This window comes from Maridesulfovibrio sp. FT414 (assembly GCF_050916235.1).
In the GTDB taxonomy this organism is placed as follows: Bacteria; Desulfobacterota; Desulfovibrionia; order Desulfovibrionales; family Desulfovibrionaceae; genus Maridesulfovibrio.
Genome location: NZ_CP104854.1, coordinates 1,770,469 through 1,789,559, shown reverse-complemented (window position 1 = coordinate 1,789,559; position 19,091 = coordinate 1,770,469). Strand labels below are relative to the sequence as shown.

Below are 19,091 nucleotides of genomic sequence, written 5' to 3'. Positions count from 1 at the left end.
GCCGCGTATGAAGTGTTTTCAACAGCCGTACGGTTCAAGGGAATGAATTCGTGCGCGCACGGGAAAACAGGACTTATACCCCTTATATCATCAAAGGGGGCTGCTGTCATGGAAAGAGTGGCTTCTTAACGGTCAGGAAAGATGCGCGGCAAGCAGGGCGGAGCCGAAAGTCAGAATTACCAGTCCGCCGCAAAGGGAGATGCAGGAGTATATCACCCCCAGTTTGCCGGAGATCGGGGCCTTGTCCATCAGGCGGCGGGTCTTGGCTGCGGCAAAGGCGAAAAGCGAGGTGGTGACGGCCATTCCGGTAGCCAGGAAGATCATAGCCGCAAGTCCTGCGGAAAGTATCCCGGTGGAAAGGGTGTAGACAAGGATTATGGCTGCACCCGGGCAGGGAACAAGCCCGGTCACCAGTGCCACAAGGCCGATTTCCTTCAGCGATCCCTGCTTTGCCTGCGGGGATTCTTCCTGCTTTCTTCTGAAGGACATCAGGGCATCAATGGTGAACCAGAGCCCGATCAGGGCCACGAGCCCGAAGCTGGCGGTCTGCAGGTGGTTGTTGAATTCCTCAAATCCAGACATGCCGCTCTTGAACAGAAAATAGGCCAGACAGACAGTCACGGTAGCTGACCCCACATGCACAAGGGTGATAAGCCACGACATGAACGAAGCGGCGGCCATAGATCCACGGCGGGAGATGAAGTAGGCGCAGACAACAGACTTTCCGTGTCCCGGGCCGACGGCATGCACCACCCCGTAGGCAAAGGAGAAGGCCAGAAAGAGCCACAGGGACTTTCCATACGGATTTTTCTTTATTTCACGGGCGAATCCGGTCAGTTGAGCCCGAATGTCCTTCTGGAGAAGGGTTACCCTGGGCATGACCCCGGAAGAAAAAGATCCTGTATCGGGACAGGATGAATGGCGGACGGCGCTTTGCCCGGCGCTCTGCGCCGTTCCGGCGGGAGTTTCCTGTTTCTGGGGGGTAATGAAGGGATTTGTGGCACATAGCGCCTGGGGAGTGTGCATAAAGAGGAGCGCAGCAAAGACTGCGGAAACCATACGAACAAGACAGGTGGTGGAAATTCTCATTAGCGGGGGCTCAAAGTCAGTACTGCGGCATCGGGAATGATCTGGCCCTGAAAATAGGCCATTTCAGGAACGGGCTCAAGGGCGACGGCTCCGTTCATCTGTTCAGTGATACCCTTGATGTAGTTTTTCGGGTCCATCTGGATCGAGGTATAGAAAGTTTCGTCAAAGACCGCGGCCTTGACGATATGCGGACGTTTGTCCGGGGTAATACGCAGGGGCACGAAGAATGAGTACACCAGCGTGGAGTCTTCGATAAGCGGTTTGAATTCAGTCGCCTCTACCGGGAGATAATCTTCTCCGTCCACAAAAATGCGGGTGAAGTAACTGAAGTTTCTAAGGTTGACGAACGCCCCGTTCTCGATGGCCTTTTCTTCGTCCGCACTCAGTTTGTTGTCGTGGTTGGTGTCGAAGTCTCCGAGGATCATGGTAGCGAACATTTCGTCAAACCACCACTTCTGGCGTATTCCTTTCAGGCCCTGGTCATCGAATTCAAAGGTCAGTGAACAGTCAACGAATACATGCGGGTGGGCCTCGGCCCTGTCTGCGGAGAAGAATCCGGCAAGCATGGTCGTTGCGAGAATTGTGCTGCAGAGAATGCGGACTGCACGGCGGCCGCCTGTTTCGAATAGTTTGTTCATGGGGGGACAATGAAAGAGGCGTGGCTCTCTGTCAAGCAACTCTTTTCCGGAAAAGAAAAAACCGTACAGGAAGCACCTGCACGGTTTTTTCGCAGTCCGACTTGAATTTGTCTATTCTCTGGACTTGATGCTGCGCACTACGAATTCAGTGGTCTCTTCGTAGAGGTTGGGCAGGTCGTAGGGAGAAAGAAATCTGGTTCTGACCGTACCGACAATGTTCGAATAGACGATGGTTGTCGTGTCATCTACGGACAGGTCCCTGATGGAACCGTCTTCAATCCCGCGTTCCACGCTTTCCCTGATGATGTTCAGAAGCTGCTGAAACTTGATGGATATGCGTGTGCGGTCCATGTCGATCTGCACATCCGAGAACGGAGAACAGCGCAGCAGTACCGGAAAAGTGTTGCGGTGCTGCAGGGTGTAGCTCAGGTAGCTTTTCATGAAGAGCTGAATCCCCTCGATTCCTGAGTTGGCCTTGCTTATCTCTTCGGTCAGGTACTCCATGAGGTCGTCCACCAGGGCTACCCCGGCGGTGACGAACAGTTCTTCCTTTGAACCGAAATAGTGTGAAACAAGCCCGAAGGCCACCCCCGCCCGTTCGGAGATCATTTTCACAGTCGTCCCGGCATAGCCGTATCTCCCGAATGTCTCCTGCGCAGCGTATAAGATTGTGTCTTTTTTGTTTTTACCTTTCATGGCCCCTCGCTGGCACAGTTTAAGGTTACAGTTTGCTCGCTTGGGGACTGTTCTATTCTTCTTTCCCGGTGGGGTCAAACTTCCCGCATGGAATCGGCGGTGTGCGTGAATAATAAAAAATCCCCGATGCCTGTGCGCCGGGGATTTCTGTCAGTGTGTACTGCGGGTTGGAAAACTACTGTTTCAGTTCTTCCGCCTTGATGATGGTGACTGTCTTTACCGGCACATCGTCATGGGGGCCCTTGCTGAAGGTTACGGACTTGGCAATCTTGTCCACCACGTTTTTGCCGCCTATTACCTTGCCGAAAACAGCATATCCCCATCCGGAACCGCTGGGGGACTTGAAGTTGAGGAAATTGTTGTCGGCAACGTTGATGAAGAACTGGTCGGTTGCGGAGTGCGGATCGTTGGTTCGGGCCATGGCAACGGTGTATTTGTCGTTGTAGAGACCGTTGCGGGCTTCGTTTTCAATGGGGGCGTGGGTGTCGCGTCCTTTCATGTTCTGGTCCATGTTGCCGCCCTGAATCATGAATCCGGCAATTACGCGGTGAAAGATGGTTCCGTCGTAATGGCCTTCGTTCACGTATCTGAGAAAGTTTTCCACTGTCAGGGGCGCTTTTTCCTTATCCAGTTCCAGAACAATGGGACCCATGTTGGTCGTCAGCTTGACAAAGACTTTCGACCCGGCGGCAAAGGCTGTCCCGGATATGGCGAGAAGGCTGAGCAGAGCGGAAATGAGCAGTATTTTAACGATTTTCATTTTTATCTCTCCGTTACTTTGTTGGTTTAATGTCGTTTACCAGAAACGCGGTGAGCGGGCAAATCCAATCGTATCTGCGGGGGTTTCTGATAGGGCGAGGTGTGAGCACTTGTTCTTTTTGTTGAGCTTGGGTTCTGTTGGGTGTAATTTGAGGGAAAAGGAGTTGATATGTCCATATTGAAATGGCGGGAGGAACTCTCCGTAGGGGTTGAAGTTGTGGATGATGAACATAGGCAGCTCATAGCAATGATCAACAAGGCCTATGATTCGGTTGAGAATATGGAGGAGGAGAAGGTGCTGATTGAGCTGGTGGGGGAAATGCGAAAATATGCTCTGACGCATTTTGCCACTGAAGAAAGGCTCATGGATCAATACGGATACCCCGGAGCGGATGAGCACCGCAGAAAGCACAACGAATTCATGATAACTGCCGCATCTTCCGACAATATGATAAGTAAAGGGGTTGAGCTGGAGCCGGTAAAGATTTTCAAGTACCTGGCCGACTGGCTGCGGTTGCATATTCTCAATACAGACAAAGAGCTGGGAAAATATCTCAATTCCAAAGGGGTTGAATAGTTTTCTGAATCCCGGAAACCAAAAAGGCTCCTGTGGTAAAGGAGCCTTTTCTGGTGTTTCAACAAGTCTGTCTTATTCTGCGGTAATCTGGATCTTTCTGGGCTGAACTTCCGGCAGCTTGGGCAGGAACAGTTCCAGCACACCGTTTTTCAGATTGGCTTTGATGTTTTTACGGTCAACTATGTCGGCGATTGTAAATCTGCGGGTGTATTCGCCTTCAGTGAATTCTCTGTCGATGAACTTCTCTCCCTCTGTCAGGGTGGTAGCTGTTTTTCCGGTTACGACCAGAGTGTTGTCTTCCAAGTCTATCACCAGGTTTTCGCGGCTGACGCCGGGAAGATCCATGTACATGTAGAAGCCCAGCTCGTTTTCAACTATGTCGGTTGCGGGGCTGAACTTTTCAAGTTGTTTTTCGTTGCTCATGTCTGCCCTCCCTTATTCCACAGCGATATCTACTTTGCGGGGAACCGTGACTCCTGCCTTGGGCAGGATAATGCTCAGTATGCCATCCTTCATGGAAGCCGCGACCTTGTCCGCATCAATGGGAGTGTTGATGGATACTATCCGCTGAAATACTCCGGACGGTCTTTCCTGTCTGAAATACCTTCCTTCAGGCAGTTTTCTTTCTCCCTTGATTACAAGGTCTTTTGCAGTAATGGTAATTTCCATGTCATCAATGGATGTTCCTGGTATTTCCGCACGAATATATATGTTGTTTCCGTCTTCTGCTATGTTCAAAGGAGGGTATGAAACATTTCTCCTTCTATGGTGGTGAGGATTGAAGACATCATTAAATATTTTGTCGAACTCATACGGAAAATTGTAGAACGATCCGAAGTCAATAACCATATGAAACCTCCTGTGATTGTCGCTTGGGTTACAAATATTCACTGAAATGCAGTTGTCAACTCAGGAATTTTGCGATTTTGCGTGTCAAAAGAGGTTTGTAAACATATCTATCCGTTTTATTTTGTTTTTTGTCTGAGCCCCGCCGCTAAATCTTCTGCTCGACTTTTGTAAAGCAGGGGATGCACAGGGTCTCTCCGGCAAACCTTCTGGAGCGTGATTCCATATGAATTTCTCCGCAATGCTCACAGGTCATGGACTGGAGAATTTTTGCCGGGCGGGGAATGGATGTCTGCGGCTCTCCGATGATAAAGAGTTCCGACAGGTCAGCTTCAAGATAGCCGGACTCGCATTTGCTGCGCATTACGGAGCAGGTCTCCTTTTCTTCTTCGCTGGCTTTGTTTTCCGAGATCAGTGCCATCAGTCTGCTCATTTCCTTCCTTTCTTCAGCCATGAATCCCGGTCTGAGCAGGGCGCGGAAACCTTTTTCATCACGGCGCCGGAAGAAGGTGAAGGCCATTTTGCCGTGATCACGGAAAATGAGATTGCCCTTGCCAGCGGAGCATCCGGTCAGAAACTGGATGGCGTCCACCCCGCACATGTCCGTTTCGCAGACGGCAACAAGCGGAGAGTCCGCATTGTGTCCAAGCTTCCGCAGGCAGAGTTCCGAAGCCCTGATGCCTATGGCCAGTCCGGGACAGCTGTGTCCATGAAACTTTACCACGTCCTCAAGCTGTTCGTTGGAGAAGATTGTAGTCATTTGCATATCCTCAATTTTGCTTAAATAAGTACCTTTGAAGGCGCCCTCGGAGAGCCGCAGGCAGAACCAATTGTTCAAAAGCGCAAAGTTCATCTAAAAACTGCAGGACCGCCGGGAGCATAAGTTGCGCGGTGCTCAATCTCATGGTGGTGAGCGTGCAGTCCATCCAGTGCTGCCAGGTCTTCCACTGGATGGATTACCGGGCAGCCGTTACGCATTTCTATTTCAACTTCCACGCCGTATACGGACTCGATTATTTCGGGGCTGACGGATTCCTTGCCGCCGCAGCCGCAGACCGTTCCGTTTTTTAGGAAAATGAACTTGTCCGCATAGCGCAGGGCGGTGTTGAGGTCGTGCATGGTCATCACTGCGGAAACCCTGTGCCCTTTGACCACCGCCCGGACTGTTCGCAGGATTTCAAGCTGGTTCCTGAGGTCCAGAGAACTGGTTGGTTCGTCCAGCAGCAGGACATCCGGTTCCTGCACCAGTGCGCGGGCTATGCTGACCTTCTGGAGTTCCCCGCCGCTCAGGCGGTCAATGTAACGCAGGGAAAGGTGGCTCAGGGAAAGCCTTTTCAGGGCCGCATCAACGACCCTGATGTCGTGTTCGCGCACCCTCCACCGGATATGCGGCTTGCGGCCCATGAGCACTGTATCGAAAACCGTGAGGCGGGCCGGCTCGACCCGTTGCGGCACATAACCCAGCAACCGGGCAATGTCGTCCGAGCCGAGCTTGAATACATCCCGCTCGCCGACCAGTACCGTTCCCCTGCCGGGTTTGTGGATCGCATTCATGCACTTGAGCAGGGTGGTCTTTCCGGCTCCGTTGGGGCCGAGAATGGCCAGCAGTTCGCCGTGATCAACGCGGAAGTCCACATTGTTGAGTACTTGGACACCGCTGTAGCTGAAGCTGATTCCGTTCACCGTGAGATTCATTTGTTCCCCCTGATGATGAGCCAGATGAAAACCGGGGCTCCCAGAAATGCCGTCAGGACCGAGACCGGCAGCACGTTCGGCGCTAGCATGAGCCGGGCGGCGGTGTCCGCTCCCAGTAATAGGATCGCCCCGGTGATGCAGGAGGCCGGAAGCAGGAAGCGGTAGTCGTCGCCGATAAGCCTGCGGACCATGTGCGGGCAGACCAGCCCCACAAAGCCGATGATGCCGAGGAAGGAGACAATGACCGCAGTGACCAGCGAGGCTAGCAGCATGCCGGTAAGCCGGACTCGTTCCACCTTCACGCCGAGGCCCTTGGCTGTTTCGTCACCAGCTTCAATGGCATTGAAATTCCAGCGGTTGAGCGTGAACCAGATGTATGCGGCAAAGGTGACGGCACTGATGATTCCGAGCTCGGTCCAGGTTGCCCTTGCCACGTCTCCAAAGGTCCAGAAGACCATGGCTGCCAGTTGCACGTCGTCGGCAAAATATTGAAGGAACATGGTTCCGGCAGTGAACAGGGCCCCCAGAGCGACCCCGGTCAGGACCATCACTTCCGGAGTGGCCCGGCGCAGCCGGGAAATGGCAATGATGGCGAAGGTGGCGATCAGGCTGAAGCAGAAGGACACGGCTGTAGTCAGGTATGGCGAGTTGATGGTCACTGCGCCAACGTTGGAACTGGTCATGGTTCCCAGATCAAGCACCATGACTGAAATGGCTGCTCCGAAGGCTGCGGCGTGGGAGATGCCCAGAGTAAAGGGGGAACCCAGCGGGTTGCGCAGAATGGCCTGCATTACCGCCCCGGCAACGGAAAGTCCGGCCCCCGCAGCTACAGCTGTGAGGGCCTGCGGGAGCCGGATGTTCCAGATGATGAGGTCGAAACGTTTGGACACGGTTTCGCCCATCATGGTTAGCAGGGCCTGCAAAGGGGAGATGGAAACAGGGCCCATGCCTATGGAGGAAATGAGGACCATTATGGTCAGCAGCAACCCTCCGGATATAAAAAGAACTTTACGCCTTATGTGGCGGGAATACTCTACAGGTATCTGGCCGTCATCGAAATGCATGTCTTACCTCGGGGCGAGTCGGCTGAATGCTTTTTCGCTGAAGGATTTTTCCATGGCGCTGAAGACCGGCTTGCCTACCAGAAAGGAGTAGATGGCATCAGCCTTGGCCTTGGGGTCGATGTCTTTGAACCGTTCGGGGTAGAGAACTTTGCCCACATAATAGGCATCGGCAAGTATGGAGCCGTAGTTCATGGAATACCAATTGTAGGGCAGGACCGTGTAGACTTCGTCTTTGATGACGGCATCAAGGGCCTGATAGGCCGGGTCTGTGCTCAGTTCGTACACGGCACCGGCATTATCGCCGAGCTGGCAGGTGGAGATGTCCACGAACAGGATTTCCGGGTTCCAACTGACGATCTGTTCCTTGGATACATTGGCATGCTGGAGCGGCTTGCCCTTGTCAGCAGGCGGGCAGGCTACGTTTTGGGCGTTGACGAACCGGAACGGGGGGTAGGCAGGCTCGGTAGACTGAAGCCCGTGGGGGCCTTTTTTGGCAATACCGCCCACGTAGCAGCTTTTGCGTTCCTGTTCAGGGATGGCGGATGTCCGCCCGTAAAGATCCGTTATCTGTTCTTCCATGAAGTCGCACACGGCCTTTGCCCTGGCCGGTTTGCCTATAACATCACCCATCAGTTGAAGGGATTTGTAGATGGCATCCCGCTCTCCGGCAAGGCTTGAGTATGAAAGGCAGATAACCGGAATGCCGGTCTTGGCCTGAAGCTCATCCGGGTCATACCCCATTTCCTTGTACGTCTTGAAGATAACCTGCGGTTGTGGGGCAAGTCCGAGGATAAGTTCCGGGTTGTCGTGTCCCCTGAATTCGCCGATAAGCGGCTGCTTTTTGAACTGCGGGTTGGCGAGTGCATATGGGCGGGCGTCGAATTTATTGTCGCGCTGCTCAATGGAATCAACCCCGACGATCATGTCCTGCCCCTGAAGGTAGGTCAGGTAGCGCAGGCAGCCGGGACCGGAGCAGATAACACGCTCGACCTTATTCGGTATTTCCACGGAACGGCCGGCCATGTCGGTGATGGTGCGGGCGTGAACTCCTGCCGGAAGGGTGAACATCAGGGCGAAAAAGAGCGTTAAGACCATGGAAATTCGTTTGTTCATGCAGACCTCAAATGTAATTTTGTACTTATTCAATATAGATATATTTTATATAAAGGTCTGTTTGGCGTATACGTAATTTTAAAACGTGTCAACGGAGGACCCAAAAAAGCCCGGCGTGATTTCACGCCGGGCCAGATTGTTTCATCCATGTTCAGCTCAGGCGGCTCTGTTAACCAGATAGGTGGTGCATACCACCCGCAACAGTGACGCGAAATTGGAGATCTCTCCATTCAGGTTGTATGCCTCATTGTACAGGGTGGAAATGAATTTACCCGTGGAGGTTTTCTCTTCTGCTGCCAGTTCATCGAGTATGCGCCAGAACCTGCGCTCAAGGCGTATGCTGGTAACAACCCCGCTTATCCTGACAGAGCGGGTGATCTGTTCGTATTCGGACGGCGGAGTGGATGAGTAGATTTCACACATGGTATACCTCGCTGATTAGGCATGCCCCTCCGCAGCAATCCGAAATCATTTCCTAAGAACCCGCCCAACATGCTTTTCGCAACCGGCAGGCGCAGCCAGTCGGAGGCAGCCATGCCGGAGCGGTAATGCGGTTTCCTTCACAGATTGCACCGTCGAGGGCTATTTCAACGTTTTCTCCTCCGGCAAGGCGCAGACTTTCTTGCCTTCAAGCACACCGGAGGCAGCAACAGGGTTATCAGAGAGGTCGCGGGCAATATCAAGCATGCTTTCATTACAGCGAATATACTCCGATACTCTGCCTCCGGGACTACCAGTGCAGCATAGTCCGAGGTGACCACGCTGTCAAAATCGGCGTTGAGAGTGAAGTTGTGTCCGGGCCGTTCAAGACAGGGCTGCTGGGATTGGAAATCCTGTACAGCAGTTTTCACCTGTTCCCCTGTTTCTTGTCCGGTCATACCTTGTCAACGTCGAAACCCATGTCCTGTGGGTTCTGTAAAGGAACTATATCCTCGTAGCCCTCAACATGATAGCCGAGCAGCTTCAGAATTTTTTAGCCAGTGCCTGTCTCTGGTAGATTGGGTTTACCATTCAACAATAGAGGAAAGTTATTGTTATAAGATCCCCGTATTGCAATGGTCTGCCTGCCGCTCATAAGTTGAGGGGGGGACATTCTTAACACTACTTAATATCTCTTAATATTTGGAATGATATTTGCTTAAATAGCGTCACTTGTGCTGATAAGGAAATTCTTACCCTTTACGATAATGGAAATGACGAGGAGGTAGCTGTGAGTATTTCTGCAATCGGGTATGCGCAAAAGCCGCAGGAATTCGCCGAATCAATAAGTGATTATTCAAGTGCCCCTGAGCTGCAGGAGGAGAACTCTTTTGTAGAGTCTTTAATGATTTCAAAGGATAAAGACTCGAATGGTATTCTTGATCTCAAGGAATCCGGGCTTCGTCAAAAGGAATTTGCAAAGTACGATCACGATGGTAACGGCCAGATATCTATGTCGGAGGTGTCGGCCTATCTGGAGCAGAAGGCAAAAATTGGCGAGCTGTCGGTTGCCATGGGGCAGGTGGAAGATTATTCCGGGAGCGGCGCGAAAGAGGCTGATAGTTCCCTGGTAAGCTTTGAGAGTAGCGGGCTCGACGCAGATAGTTTCAGCAAATTTGACTCTGACGGAGATGGGTTGCTCTCAGCGGATGAGCTCGGCGCTGCGATTCAGGCAGAGAAAATAGACGAAGAAGCAGATGCCTCTACGGCCTTTTCTGAAGCACTCTCCGAGTTTAAGAAAAATGCCTTTCGCAAGGAGGAGGAGAAGAAGGAAGATCTGGACGGCAACGGAGAAGTCTCTGCTGCTGAAAGACGGGCTGACCGAGAAGGAAAAATCAAGGACAAAGAAACTGTCCAGAACGTTGAGAAGGGTATTACCGACTCGGCTACCGATGATGCTGAGATGGATAATGCGCAAATGGGCGCTGATGGGAGACAGGCCTATTCCTCCTCATATATGGCCGGGATTCGTGCTTACCGGAAGCAGTCCGGCGATAGCGTCGCTTTCGGCAACCAGTTCAGCACCGAGTATTGATTTGGCCGGTAACTAATTCTTTTATACGCGCCAAAGAAAATCCCCGGTATAATTAAATGCCGGGGATTTTCTTTTTGTATAACGGTCAGAACTGCACAGCCGTGAGTGGAGTGAATACTCGAGTGCCCGGCTATCCTATTTTTTCAACCAGCAGGCGCAGCCATTTGGGGTGGGCCGGCCATGCCGGAGCGGTAATGAGGTTCCCGTCACAAATAGCATCGTCGAGGGCAATATCAACGTACTCTCCACCGGCAAGGCGGACTTCCGGAGAGCAGGCCGGGTAGGCGGAGACTTTTTTGCCTTCAAGCGCACCTGCGGCAGCAAGAAGCTGAGGACCGTGGCAGATGGCGGCAACAGGGCGATCGGAGAAGTCGCGGACAATATCAAGCACGTTCTCATTAAGGCGAAGATACTCCGGTGCCCTGCCTCCGGGGACTACCAGTGCGGCATAGTCCGAGGTGACCACGCTGTCAAAATCAGCGTTGAGGGTGAAGTTGTGCCCCGGACGCTCGAGGTAGGTCTGCTGGGATTCGAAATCATGAACAGCAGTCGCCACCTGTTCCCCGGCTTTCTTGTCCGGGCATACCGCGTCAACGTCGAAGCCCATGGCCTGCAGGGCCTGAAAAGGTACCATTACCTCGTAGTCCTCAACAAAATCGCCGACCAGCATCAGAATTTTTTTAGCCATTGTCTGTCTCCTTGTTTATTGAATTTCCGAAATAGTATCCAAGGACGAAAGGGTAGTGGTAACAGCAGTGTACTACAGTGCCGTACTGCTTATTCCAAAGGCAGCTTTACGGTGAATCTGGTCCACTCGCCCAGGGAAGATTCCACCCCCATGGAACCGGAATGCTGGTCGGTAATGATGAAGTAGGAGACTGATAGTCCGAGCCCGGTTCCCTTGCCGACTTCTTTGGAGGTGTAGAACGGTTCGAACAGACGACCTCTGGACTTTGCGTCCACTCCGGGGCCGTTGTCCTCCACTTTAATGACCACGTGTCTGCTCTCAGTGTAGATCCTGATGATAAACTTGGGTCCGCCGGTCGTATAATCCTTTTCCGCCATGGCTTCAGCCCCGTTCCTGAGCAGGTTAAGGAACACCTGCTGGATCTCGTTGCCCTCGCAAAGCACTGCCGGAATGTCCTGTTCATAGTGACGCTCAATTTCAATTTTGCGGAAGTCGTATTCCTTTTTGAGGTCATAGTCATTTGAGGCCAGCTCAATGGTCTTGTCCATGAGTTCGGCGATGCTGTGGGCTCCCATTCTTTTTTCGCTCTTGCGACTGAAGCTGAGCATGTTGCTGACGATTGTTGCTGCCCTGTTTCCTGCGTCTTCTATGCTCCTAAGCATACGCGGGATGCTTCTTTTTTTTATGTAGGCATGCAGGTCTTCAAGTCTGATTCCGCACTCCTCAGCAGCGGATATGTTCTGAGGGAGCTTGTCCAGCAATCTGCGCTGAATATTGTGGCTCTGCCCGAGTATTGCCGCCAGGGGGTTGTTAATTTCGTGGGCCATGCCCGCAGCAAGGCCGCCGACGGACATCATTTTTTCGGACTGGACCATCATCCGTTCAAGGCTGACCCGGCTGGTTACATCATCAATGCGGATAACAGCTCCTTCAATGCCGTTGGTCATCAGAGGATATATTGTAAGGTCTTCAAACCGGGATTCTCCGTCAACAGTTCTGGCGCGCTGGTTGTCAAACTGCTCCTGCCGGGTTCTGACAGCCAGACGGATACGGTCCATTTCGTCTGAAAGATGCGGCAGAACATCCTGAAGGGGTTTTCCGAGTACTTCGTCAATCAACAGGCCCGAATCCTGCTCCGCTTTCCTGTTCCACTGGGTGATCCTGCCCTCCTGATCCACTCCGATCAGTACGGACGGCATCGAGTTGATGATATTTGACAGGTAGTTGCGCAGCTTGCGCATGTTGCTTTCGTTACTGACAAGTATACGGTCCGCCCGGATGCGATTGACAGCAACGGCCAGCAGATCGGCTAGCATATGGACAGTAGTGAGGTCTTCCTCTGTGTACTCTCTGGGGCTGTTGGTGACTACAATCTGTCCGAGGCTTTCATCCTGATGGACTATCGGGACCGAGAGTATCCGCATAATCGGAAAATGGTTTTCAGGCAGCGTGTCCTTTATTTGCTGGCTTGCAAAGTCATTGCTGAAAAAACCTTTCCTGTTATGGAAAACCATATCCCGTAACGAATCTTCGCCCGGAGGAACTGCCGGAAAATCCGGATTCACCTCGCAGTTGAAATAGCATACATAGTCGGCCTCGTCAGCCTTGTCCGCATTTTCAGAAAGAGCCTTGTCGAGATTTATAATTTTAACCAGCCCCCTGGTGCTGCCGGTAAGTTCCAACGCCCATGTGTGAACCATCCTGTAGAGGGTCTCAACCGGACTTCCGTCGGTAATGGTCCTGACTATTTCGGCCTGAGCCCGGTTCAATTGCGATTCATGGAAAATCTGTCTTTTCCTTTCGCCGATGGTTTCGGCCATATTGTTGAAGCTGTGGGCCAGAACCATGAACTCATCATATTCAGAGTCCACACGGACATCATATTCCCCCATGGAGATTGCTTCTGTCCGGTCTGTGAGTTTTTTTATGGGGATCAGGAGCATTTTGCGGAAATATATGATCAGTGCCATGCTGAGAACTGTGATCATGGCCAGCGTCCAAAGGGCATAGCTCTGCAACTGGTGGATGGTTGTCAGGGCATCTTTTTCCGGCTGAAAAACCATTGCCAGCCAACCCGTTTCAGGTATGGGTACAACGCTGGCCAGACCTTTGCGGGAATTGTATGTGTCACTGTATGTTCCGGCCTCCCCCTTCAGTCCTTTTCTTACCGCCTCCATGTTGAGCAGGTTGATTCCCTGCAGGGCCATCCGGGTGTCGGAATTGGCGATGATGACTCCTTTATTGTCGATGATGGCGATGGATTTGTTTGATCTGTCAAAGGGGATTCTGGAAATATCACTCAGTATTGTCAGATTGATATGTCCGGCTATGACACCCTCGGAAAAGGCAATTGATACGGTTACAATAGGGGAATCCGTCTGGCCGGATCTCATGAAATCCGTCCACTGTATTCCCGGGTTGTTTTTTGCTTTGATAAAATACTGCTGTCTGGAGAGATCCAGGTGCAGCTGTTCTTTCCGTGGCGGCACAACCTCTGTCACATGTCCGGAACTATCGAGAACCTGCACCATTTCAAGAAGGTTGCAGAAACTGAACAGGGCATCTATTCGCTCAAGCTGCTTATGCCTGTCCTTTTCGTAATTGAAATATTTACTCAGCTGTTCAATGCTGTGGGCCGGGCGTCGGAGAGCGTTCCATGACTGCGAACTTATCGAACGTGCAAGACTGAGGTTTCTGCTGGAAATATCCTCAAGCACGTGTCTGCTGAGATACTCCCGGCCGACAATGGTGAGGATTGCTGTTGTGGCAGAGACCAGCAGGAGTGTGATCACGATGTTGAGATACAGACTGCGGGTTATTCGCATCAGGGCTCCACATTAATAAATTTGCCGTCTTTAATGGTTTGAAGGACCAGTGGGCGTTGAGCATCTCCGTTTGCGTCGATGAAATAATTTTCCTGTAACCCTTTATGGGGCATGTTGTCCGTAATGACTGTGCGCAATTCTTCAGGGGAGACTGCCCCGGAATTTTTTATGGCTCCTGCCAGCAGTTTTACAGCCTCGTAGTTGAATGCCGAACAGAAGGATGGGATTGATGAGAATCTATTTTCATACGCTTTTTGGAAATCGTTGAATGCCCGTATCGTTGAATTCCGGTCAAAGGGGACATACATAAGCATTCCTTCCACAGCATTTCCACCGCCTGAAATAAGATCCTCGTTTGCAGCCCAGGAAGATGACATGCAGGGAATGCTGCTTCCCTTGATGCGAAGCTGCTGTGCTATCATTGCCGTATGCAGCGGACCTGCAATAATCAGCATGGCATCAGGCCTGGGCGGGAGGATTTTTTCAATCAGTTCGGCATATGATACTTTTTCTGCTGAGTTGAATTCCATTTCCGTGGAGATAGCAGCTCCTGACTTGCGCAACTGATCTTTGAATGCCTTGGCCATGGGCTCTGCATACACCCTGTTGTTGCTGTCTGTGATTATGGCCGGATTTCGCAGGCCCATGCTCACGGCCAGCTTTCCAAGTTCCGTTCCGAAAAGCTTGCTGGAAGGATAGAGTTTTATGAAATAATCATCCTTTTCGGCCAGTTGGTCTCCCGCAACAACCGGGCCGATGGTTAAAATTTTGTTTTTATTGATAAAATCAAGTGTTTTTGCGGCGCTGGAGGAAGTGAAAGGTCCGATGATGATTTTGAGGCCTAGTGTTTGCAGTTCCCTGGCCCGCTCAAGAGATGAGGCTGGAGACGAACCGTCGTCCTTGATGACCAATGCCAGTTTGCGTCCATTTATTCCTCCGGCTCTGTTTATTTCTTCCACGGCAAGAAGGGCGCCGTCCCGGCATGTTTTCCCCATGTCAGAGTATTTTCCGGAAAGACTGCCTATATATCCGATCCTTATCGGAGTGCTGTTTGTAATGAGCCTCTGCCAGGTCAGAGCTGTGATCAGGCATAAGGCTACAGCAGTTACAGCAATATAAAGACTTTTCATGGTTTCTCCATGCTCAGACGTTGCACATCAATAAAGCGTTCTTACGGGGAATTGCCAGTAATTATATTTGATTCTATCGTATTTGTTAACTGTATAGTGGTATTTAAGTCGCTTTATCCTGTAGCTGAAAGGCGAAGGCGTGTGCAGCGTTCACGAGGAGCGCCTTTATGCGGGAGGGTTTTGGTGAGGATTCGAGCAATGCATAAAAAAAGCCCCCGGCTTTGCATGCCGGGGGCTTGATGTCAGTATGCCGGTAAGAACTACGCAGCAGTGGGTGGAGTGAAGACGCGGGTGCCCAGCTCTTTGTCGAGAATGAACATTCCGTTTCCTTCTCCCTTGAGCAGTCTGAGCTTGTTCAGAACTTCGTTCACGTTGTCCTCTTCCTCTACCTGCTCGGTTACAAACCACTGCAGGAAGATATTGGTGGCGTGGTCTTTTTCCTGAATAGCCAGATCAACAAGGTTGTTGACCAACGAAGTCACCTTTTTTTCATGCTCAAGCACGGCTTCAGCGCAGGCCAGCGGTGATGCCCATTCTGTCTGGGGGGCATCAATGGCAGTGAGAATTACCCTGCCGCCGCGTTCGTTGATGTAATCGTAGAACTTCATGGCGTGGAACTGTTCTTCCTGTGCCTGTACCCGCATCCAGTTTGCAAAACCGCTCAGTCCGATGTCACTGAAATAAGCGGACATGGAAAGGTACAGGTAGGCGGAGTACAGCTCTGCGTTGAGCTGCTCGTTCAGTGCTTTTTCAAGAACTTTGTTGGACATTTTAAATAATCTCCGTGTGTTTTAGTAGCCGAGATCCTCATCGGTGATCTTGGTTGCAAACATCTTATGCATCCAGAACTGGTAGCCGATGACGATAGGCACCATGATCAGTGCAACGGTCAGCATGATCTTCAGGGTCAGCTGGCTTGAGGCCGCATTGTGGATGGTGATGGAGTATGCCGGGTTGATGCTTGAGGGCAGCAGGGCCGGGAACAGTCCTATCACTCCGAACAGGGTGGTGGATACGATGAGCACTGAAGAACATGCCCATGCCTTCCACCACTTGCGGGCTGAGATAAGGGTGCGGACCTTGACGAGTGCGAAGACCGGAACCAGCAGAATGAGCAGCAGTACCGGATTGGAAAGGTAGTTGCTCAGAAGCTTGGTATATACACCGGTCAGGGCGAGGAACGCAACATAAACAGCAACCAGAACCGGCCAGAGGTGCGCGGCAAGGTTGCCGGCACGTTCATTCAGATCACCGGTGGTGCGGACAGCAAGCCAGAGACAGCCGTGTTGTGCAAAGAGCAGCACGAAGAGTATTCCGCCACCGAGCCCGTAAGGGTTGAGCAGGGTGAAGAGGTTGCCCTGAAATACGCCGTTCTCGTCAATGGGAATACCCATGAAGATGTTGGCAAAGGCCACGCCGAGCAGCAGTCCGGGCAGGAAGCTGCCCACAACCATGGCCTTGTCCCAGAATCTGCGGGCCCAGTCGCTTTCGACCAGTCCACGGAATTCAAAGGCTACGCCGCGGATGATCAGGGCGATGAGCAGCAGCATGAGTGCCGTGTAAAGACCGCTGAACATGACTGCATATGCCTTGGGGAAGGCTGCGAAGGTCACACCGCCGGCGGTGATGAGCCATACTTCGTTGCCGTCCCAGAACGGGCCCATGGAGTTGTAGATGGTTTTCCTGTCTTTCTCGTCTTTTGCCAGAAATGGCATCACGGATCCGAGGCCCAGATCATAGCCGTCGAGCATGAAATAAACGGCCCAGAGCACTCCCCAGAGTAAGAACCATATTGATTCAAGCATGGTAATCTCCTTATCTTGCAGGCTACTAGGCCTTTTCGGGTTCAGGTCCCTTGCGGGCAAACTTTGCCAGCAGGAAGAGTTCCGCAGCACCGAGCAGGGTGTAAAGGGTGGTCAGTGCGATGAAGGAAAACGCTACCTGACTTGTCGCGATGGGTGAGACTGCGTCGGTTGTTTTCATCATGCCGTATACAATCCACGGCTGGCGACCAACTTCAGCTACAGCCCAACCGGCCCACATGGCGATGTAGGGCAGCGGGATGGAAAGGAGCATGATACGCAGGTAGAGCGGATTGTCGACAAGCTTCTTGCGGTTGACCCAGCCCCAGATACACAGCAGCGGGAAGAGTGTGCCCAGACCGACCATAAGGCGGAAGGACAGGAAGGTGACGGTCACGGGAGGACGTTCTTCCTTGGGCCATTCCTTGAGTCCCTTCACCGGAGCGTCAAAGCTGTTGAAAGCCAGGAAGCTCAGACCGCCGGGAATACCAAGGAATTCTATTTTGTTGGTTTCATTCTTCTCGTCAGGCATTGTCAAAAGATACATGGGCGCGCCGTGTTCAGCAGTATCCCAGAGGGATTCCATGGCAGCCAGCTTTGCGGGCTGTTTAACCGCTACGTCCTGAGCATGGTTGTGACCCTGCGCGGCAACGAGGATGGAGAAAATGAACGCAGCAATAAGACCCATCTTGAAGGACTTGTTGAAGAATTCAACTTCATTCTTGCGAAGCAGGTGGTAGGCGCTGATTCCCATGATGAAGAAACCGGCAACCACGAAGGCGCCGAAGGCATTGTGGAAGAACTGACCCCAGGCAAAGGAGTTGCTGATTACTTCTGTGAAGTTTTCAAGTTCAGCACGTCCGTTACGCATGGCATAGCCGACGGGATTCTGCATCCAGCCGTTGGCGAGAATGATCCAGATTGCCGAAATGTTGGAAGCAATAGCTACAATCCAGATGGAAACAGCATGCATTTTCGGGGAAAGTTTTTTCCACCCGAAAATCCAGGCTGCAAGAAATGTTGATTCCAGAAAGAATGCCACAGTGGCTTCTACAGCCAGCAGCGACCCGAAGATATCACCCACGTATTCGGAGTAACGTGACCAGTTGGTTCCGAACTGGAATTCCAGTGTGATACCTGTGACGATACCGAGAACAAAGTTGATGACGAACAACTTTCCCCAGAATTTGGTCATGCGCAGGTATATGTCTTTTTTGGTGCGCACGTACATGGTTTCCATGATGGCAACCAGTATGGAAAGCCCCAGTGTGAGCGGTACGAAAATGAAGTGGAACATTGTTGCCATGGCGAATTGCAGCCTTGACAGCATCAGAACATCCATCATTCCTCTCCTTGTTCAAATTGTTGTTAATCCCCTGAAATACTGTCCAGAGCTTCCTGAGCCAATCTTCCCACTGTCACTGATTGCAGTGAACAGTTTTTATAAATATCTATAACAGTATCATTATCCAGCAAAGCTTCAAGAGCTTTAACGGATTTTGCAGCTTTTAATCCGCCCAGAGCCCAGCAGGCCGTCCCGACTATGACCGGGTCCGGGTAGCTCAAAAAGCGGATCATATCGTCCGTTGCAGGCGCTGCCGTCTGCGGACGGTCCTGTGCCAGCCGGGCGACTCCCCATACAGCTCCGCGAAGCAGAGTTGTGAATTCAAGGAAGTTTTCCGGGCCTTCTTCCTCCTCATGACTGTAGCTGAGGAGAATTCTTCCGTATTCCTCCGCCATGAGTTTATTCACTGCGGTGATTTCTCCCATTGCTTCCGGAACTCCCCAGGCACAGCCGCCGGACTCTTCGTTCAGCATCCACATGATTCTTCTCATGACAACCCTTGCTTTAGGCGTATCTTCCTGAACCATACGTGACATTACTTTCCCGAAGCAGGTTATTCCATGCCAGCGGACAATGACCTGCGGCGCACAAAGAGATGCGAAGAGAGGAGCGATGAGGTTCTGCGCGGAATATTCACCCATGAGCCCCTCGAATTGCCGCTCCCAGTCCGTGGCGGCAAGGGCCTCCATGACTCTTTTTTTTATCTTGCGTCCGACAGCCATAAGTTAAACCTCCCTAGCCGAAGATCCAATGTGGGTCATAAAAGAAACTATTATCGATAAAAAGTTAACAGCTTTCTTTCTTTAAGCA

Annotated in this window: 20 protein-coding genes; 2 read left to right on the top strand and 18 right to left on the bottom strand. The window is 51.8% G+C overall.

All coding sequences use genetic code 11. The features are described from left to right. Positions 1–132 precede the first annotated feature (132 nt). The 4 genes from N7E73_RS07970 to N7E73_RS07955 all read right to left on the bottom strand — a co-directional run bounded on the left by N7E73_RS07970 (position 133) and on the right by N7E73_RS07955 (position 3,183). Complete coding sequence (locus tag N7E73_RS07970; protein WP_432738522.1) at positions 133–1,089, bottom strand: nickel/cobalt transporter; 957 nt, start codon at positions 1,087–1,089, stop codon at positions 133–135. Continuing rightward, entirely contained in the window at positions 1,089–1,727 is a 639-nt protein-coding gene (locus N7E73_RS07965; protein ID WP_432738521.1) for a DUF1007 family protein, read from the bottom strand. The genes N7E73_RS07970 and N7E73_RS07965 overlap by 1 nt, the downstream gene beginning before the upstream one ends. Before the next feature lie 111 nt (positions 1,728–1,838). Continuing rightward, entirely contained in the window at positions 1,839–2,423 is a 585-nt protein-coding gene (locus tag N7E73_RS07960) for a TetR/AcrR family transcriptional regulator (RefSeq protein WP_432738520.1), read from the bottom strand. Positions 2,424–2,598: 175 nt separating this feature from the next. Next, positions 2,599–3,183, bottom strand: a complete 585-nt coding sequence (locus tag N7E73_RS07955; RefSeq protein ID WP_432738519.1) for a peptidylprolyl isomerase — start codon at positions 3,181–3,183, stop codon at positions 2,599–2,601. A 168-nt stretch (positions 3,184–3,351) separates the two neighbouring features. On the opposite strand from N7E73_RS07955, the gene N7E73_RS07950 reads away from it, so the two are divergent. Continuing rightward, complete coding sequence (locus tag N7E73_RS07950) at positions 3,352–3,759, top strand: bacteriohemerythrin (RefSeq protein ID WP_432738518.1); 408 nt, start codon at positions 3,352–3,354, stop codon at positions 3,757–3,759. Between the two features lie 72 nt (positions 3,760–3,831). Here N7E73_RS07950 and N7E73_RS07945 read toward each other — a convergent pair whose 3' ends face one another. The 7 genes from N7E73_RS07945 to N7E73_RS07915 all read right to left on the bottom strand — a co-directional run bounded on the left by N7E73_RS07945 (position 3,832) and on the right by N7E73_RS07915 (position 8,900). Then, positions 3,832–4,182 carry an Hsp20/alpha crystallin family protein gene (locus tag N7E73_RS07945; protein ID WP_432738517.1) on the bottom strand — a complete coding sequence of 117 codons (351 nt, stop codon included), beginning with the start codon at positions 4,180–4,182 and terminating at the stop codon, positions 3,832–3,834. Positions 4,183–4,194: 12 nt separating this feature from the next. After that, positions 4,195–4,608, bottom strand: coding sequence for an Hsp20/alpha crystallin family protein (locus N7E73_RS07940; RefSeq protein WP_432738516.1), 414 nt, complete (start codon positions 4,606–4,608; stop codon positions 4,195–4,197). A gap of 145 nt (positions 4,609–4,753) precedes the next feature. Continuing rightward, entirely contained in the window at positions 4,754–5,365 is a 612-nt protein-coding gene (locus N7E73_RS07935) for an FmdE family protein (RefSeq protein ID WP_432738515.1), read from the bottom strand. An 89-nt stretch (positions 5,366–5,454) separates the two neighbouring features. Next, positions 5,455–6,300 (bottom strand): ABC transporter ATP-binding protein, encoded by an 846-nt coding sequence (locus N7E73_RS07930; RefSeq protein WP_432738514.1) that lies wholly within the window; start codon positions 6,298–6,300, stop codon positions 5,455–5,457. Then, entirely contained in the window at positions 6,297–7,364 is a 1,068-nt protein-coding gene (locus N7E73_RS07925; protein ID WP_432738513.1) for a FecCD family ABC transporter permease, read from the bottom strand. Before N7E73_RS07925 ends, N7E73_RS07930 begins: the two co-directional genes overlap by 4 nt. 3 nt (positions 7,365–7,367) lie before the next feature. Then, positions 7,368–8,477: an iron ABC transporter substrate-binding protein gene (locus tag N7E73_RS07920; protein ID WP_432738512.1), complete on the bottom strand. Its 1,110-nt coding sequence runs from the start codon at positions 8,475–8,477 to the stop codon at positions 7,368–7,370. 156 nt (positions 8,478–8,633) lie between these two features. Continuing rightward, positions 8,634–8,900, bottom strand: a complete 267-nt coding sequence (locus N7E73_RS07915) for a ribbon-helix-helix domain-containing protein (RefSeq protein WP_432738511.1) — start codon at positions 8,898–8,900, stop codon at positions 8,634–8,636. 787 nt (positions 8,901–9,687) lie between these two features. On the opposite strand from N7E73_RS07915, the gene N7E73_RS07910 reads away from it, so the two are divergent. Continuing rightward, a complete protein-coding gene (locus N7E73_RS07910) occupies positions 9,688–10,491 on the top strand; it encodes a hypothetical protein (RefSeq protein WP_432738510.1) in 804 nt (267 codons plus the stop codon). A gap of 130 nt (positions 10,492–10,621) precedes the next feature. On the opposite strand, the gene N7E73_RS07905 is transcribed toward N7E73_RS07910, so the two are convergent. The 7 genes from N7E73_RS07905 to N7E73_RS07875 form a co-directional block, all read right to left on the bottom strand. Beyond that, positions 10,622–11,179, bottom strand: a complete 558-nt coding sequence (locus tag N7E73_RS07905; RefSeq protein ID WP_432738509.1) for a DJ-1/PfpI family protein — start codon at positions 11,177–11,179, stop codon at positions 10,622–10,624. Positions 11,180–11,268: 89 nt separating this feature from the next. Continuing rightward, complete coding sequence (locus tag N7E73_RS07900) at positions 11,269–14,004, bottom strand: ATP-binding protein (protein WP_432738508.1); 2,736 nt, start codon at positions 14,002–14,004, stop codon at positions 11,269–11,271. Further along, entirely contained in the window at positions 14,004–15,134 is a 1,131-nt protein-coding gene (locus N7E73_RS07895) for an ABC transporter substrate-binding protein (RefSeq protein ID WP_432738507.1), read from the bottom strand. The genes N7E73_RS07900 and N7E73_RS07895 overlap by 1 nt, the downstream gene beginning before the upstream one ends. A 260-nt stretch (positions 15,135–15,394) precedes the next feature. After that, positions 15,395–15,904 carry a ferritin gene (locus tag N7E73_RS07890; protein WP_432738506.1) on the bottom strand — a complete coding sequence of 170 codons (510 nt, stop codon included), beginning with the start codon at positions 15,902–15,904 and terminating at the stop codon, positions 15,395–15,397. 21 nt (positions 15,905–15,925) lie between these two features. Further along, positions 15,926–16,939 carry a cytochrome d ubiquinol oxidase subunit II gene (cydB, locus tag N7E73_RS07885; protein WP_432738505.1) on the bottom strand — a complete coding sequence of 338 codons (1,014 nt, stop codon included), beginning with the start codon at positions 16,937–16,939 and terminating at the stop codon, positions 15,926–15,928. Between the two features lie 25 nt (positions 16,940–16,964). Next, complete coding sequence (locus N7E73_RS07880; RefSeq protein ID WP_432738851.1) at positions 16,965–18,278, bottom strand: cytochrome ubiquinol oxidase subunit I; 1,314 nt, start codon at positions 18,276–18,278, stop codon at positions 16,965–16,967. Positions 18,279–18,304: 26 nt separating this feature from the next. Further along, the gene (locus N7E73_RS07875; RefSeq protein ID WP_432738504.1) at positions 18,305–19,003 is read right to left on the bottom strand and encodes a DVU0298 family protein; all 699 of its coding nucleotides are present in this window, start codon (positions 19,001–19,003) and stop codon (positions 18,305–18,307) included. Positions 19,004–19,091: the final 88 nt, after the last annotated feature.

Excerpts from the sequence above, each read along its gene's own strand:
- N7E73_RS07970 (WP_432738522.1), bottom strand. The coding sequence starts at position 1,089 with ATGAGAATTTCCACCACCTGTCTTGTTCGTATGGTTTCCGCAGTCTTT.
- N7E73_RS07965 (WP_432738521.1), bottom strand. The coding sequence starts at position 1,727 with ATGAACAAACTATTCGAAACAGGCGGCCGCCGTGCAGTCCGCATTCTC.
- N7E73_RS07960 (WP_432738520.1), bottom strand. The coding sequence starts at position 2,423 with ATGAAAGGTAAAAACAAAAAAGACACAATCTTATACGCTGCGCAGGAG.
- N7E73_RS07955 (WP_432738519.1), bottom strand. The coding sequence starts at position 3,183 with ATGAAAATCGTTAAAATACTGCTCATTTCCGCTCTGCTCAGCCTTCTC.
- N7E73_RS07950 (WP_432738518.1), top strand. The coding sequence starts at position 3,352 with ATGTCCATATTGAAATGGCGGGAGGAACTCTCCGTAGGGGTTGAAGTT.
- N7E73_RS07945 (WP_432738517.1), bottom strand. The coding sequence starts at position 4,182 with ATGAGCAACGAAAAACAACTTGAAAAGTTCAGCCCCGCAACCGACATA.
- N7E73_RS07940 (WP_432738516.1), bottom strand. The coding sequence starts at position 4,608 with ATGGTTATTGACTTCGGATCGTTCTACAATTTTCCGTATGAGTTCGAC.
- N7E73_RS07935 (WP_432738515.1), bottom strand. The coding sequence starts at position 5,365 with ATGACTACAATCTTCTCCAACGAACAGCTTGAGGACGTGGTAAAGTTT.
- N7E73_RS07930 (WP_432738514.1), bottom strand. The coding sequence starts at position 6,300 with ATGAATCTCACGGTGAACGGAATCAGCTTCAGCTACAGCGGTGTCCAA.
- N7E73_RS07925 (WP_432738513.1), bottom strand. The coding sequence starts at position 7,364 with ATGCATTTCGATGACGGCCAGATACCTGTAGAGTATTCCCGCCACATA.
- N7E73_RS07920 (WP_432738512.1), bottom strand. The coding sequence starts at position 8,477 with ATGAACAAACGAATTTCCATGGTCTTAACGCTCTTTTTCGCCCTGATG.
- N7E73_RS07915 (WP_432738511.1), bottom strand. The coding sequence starts at position 8,900 with ATGTGTGAAATCTACTCATCCACTCCGCCGTCCGAATACGAACAGATC.
- N7E73_RS07905 (WP_432738509.1), bottom strand. The coding sequence starts at position 11,179 with ATGGCTAAAAAAATTCTGATGCTGGTCGGCGATTTTGTTGAGGACTAC.
- N7E73_RS07900 (WP_432738508.1), bottom strand. The coding sequence starts at position 14,004 with ATGCGAATAACCCGCAGTCTGTATCTCAACATCGTGATCACACTCCTG.
- N7E73_RS07895 (WP_432738507.1), bottom strand. The coding sequence starts at position 15,134 with ATGAAAAGTCTTTATATTGCTGTAACTGCTGTAGCCTTATGCCTGATC.
- N7E73_RS07890 (WP_432738506.1), bottom strand. The coding sequence starts at position 15,904 with ATGTCCAACAAAGTTCTTGAAAAAGCACTGAACGAGCAGCTCAACGCA.
- cydB (WP_432738505.1), bottom strand. The coding sequence starts at position 16,939 with ATGCTTGAATCAATATGGTTCTTACTCTGGGGAGTGCTCTGGGCCGTT.
- N7E73_RS07880 (WP_432738851.1), bottom strand. The coding sequence starts at position 18,278 with ATGGATGTTCTGATGCTGTCAAGGCTGCAATTCGCCATGGCAACAATG.
- N7E73_RS07875 (WP_432738504.1), bottom strand. The coding sequence starts at position 19,003 with ATGGCTGTCGGACGCAAGATAAAAAAAAGAGTCATGGAGGCCCTTGCC.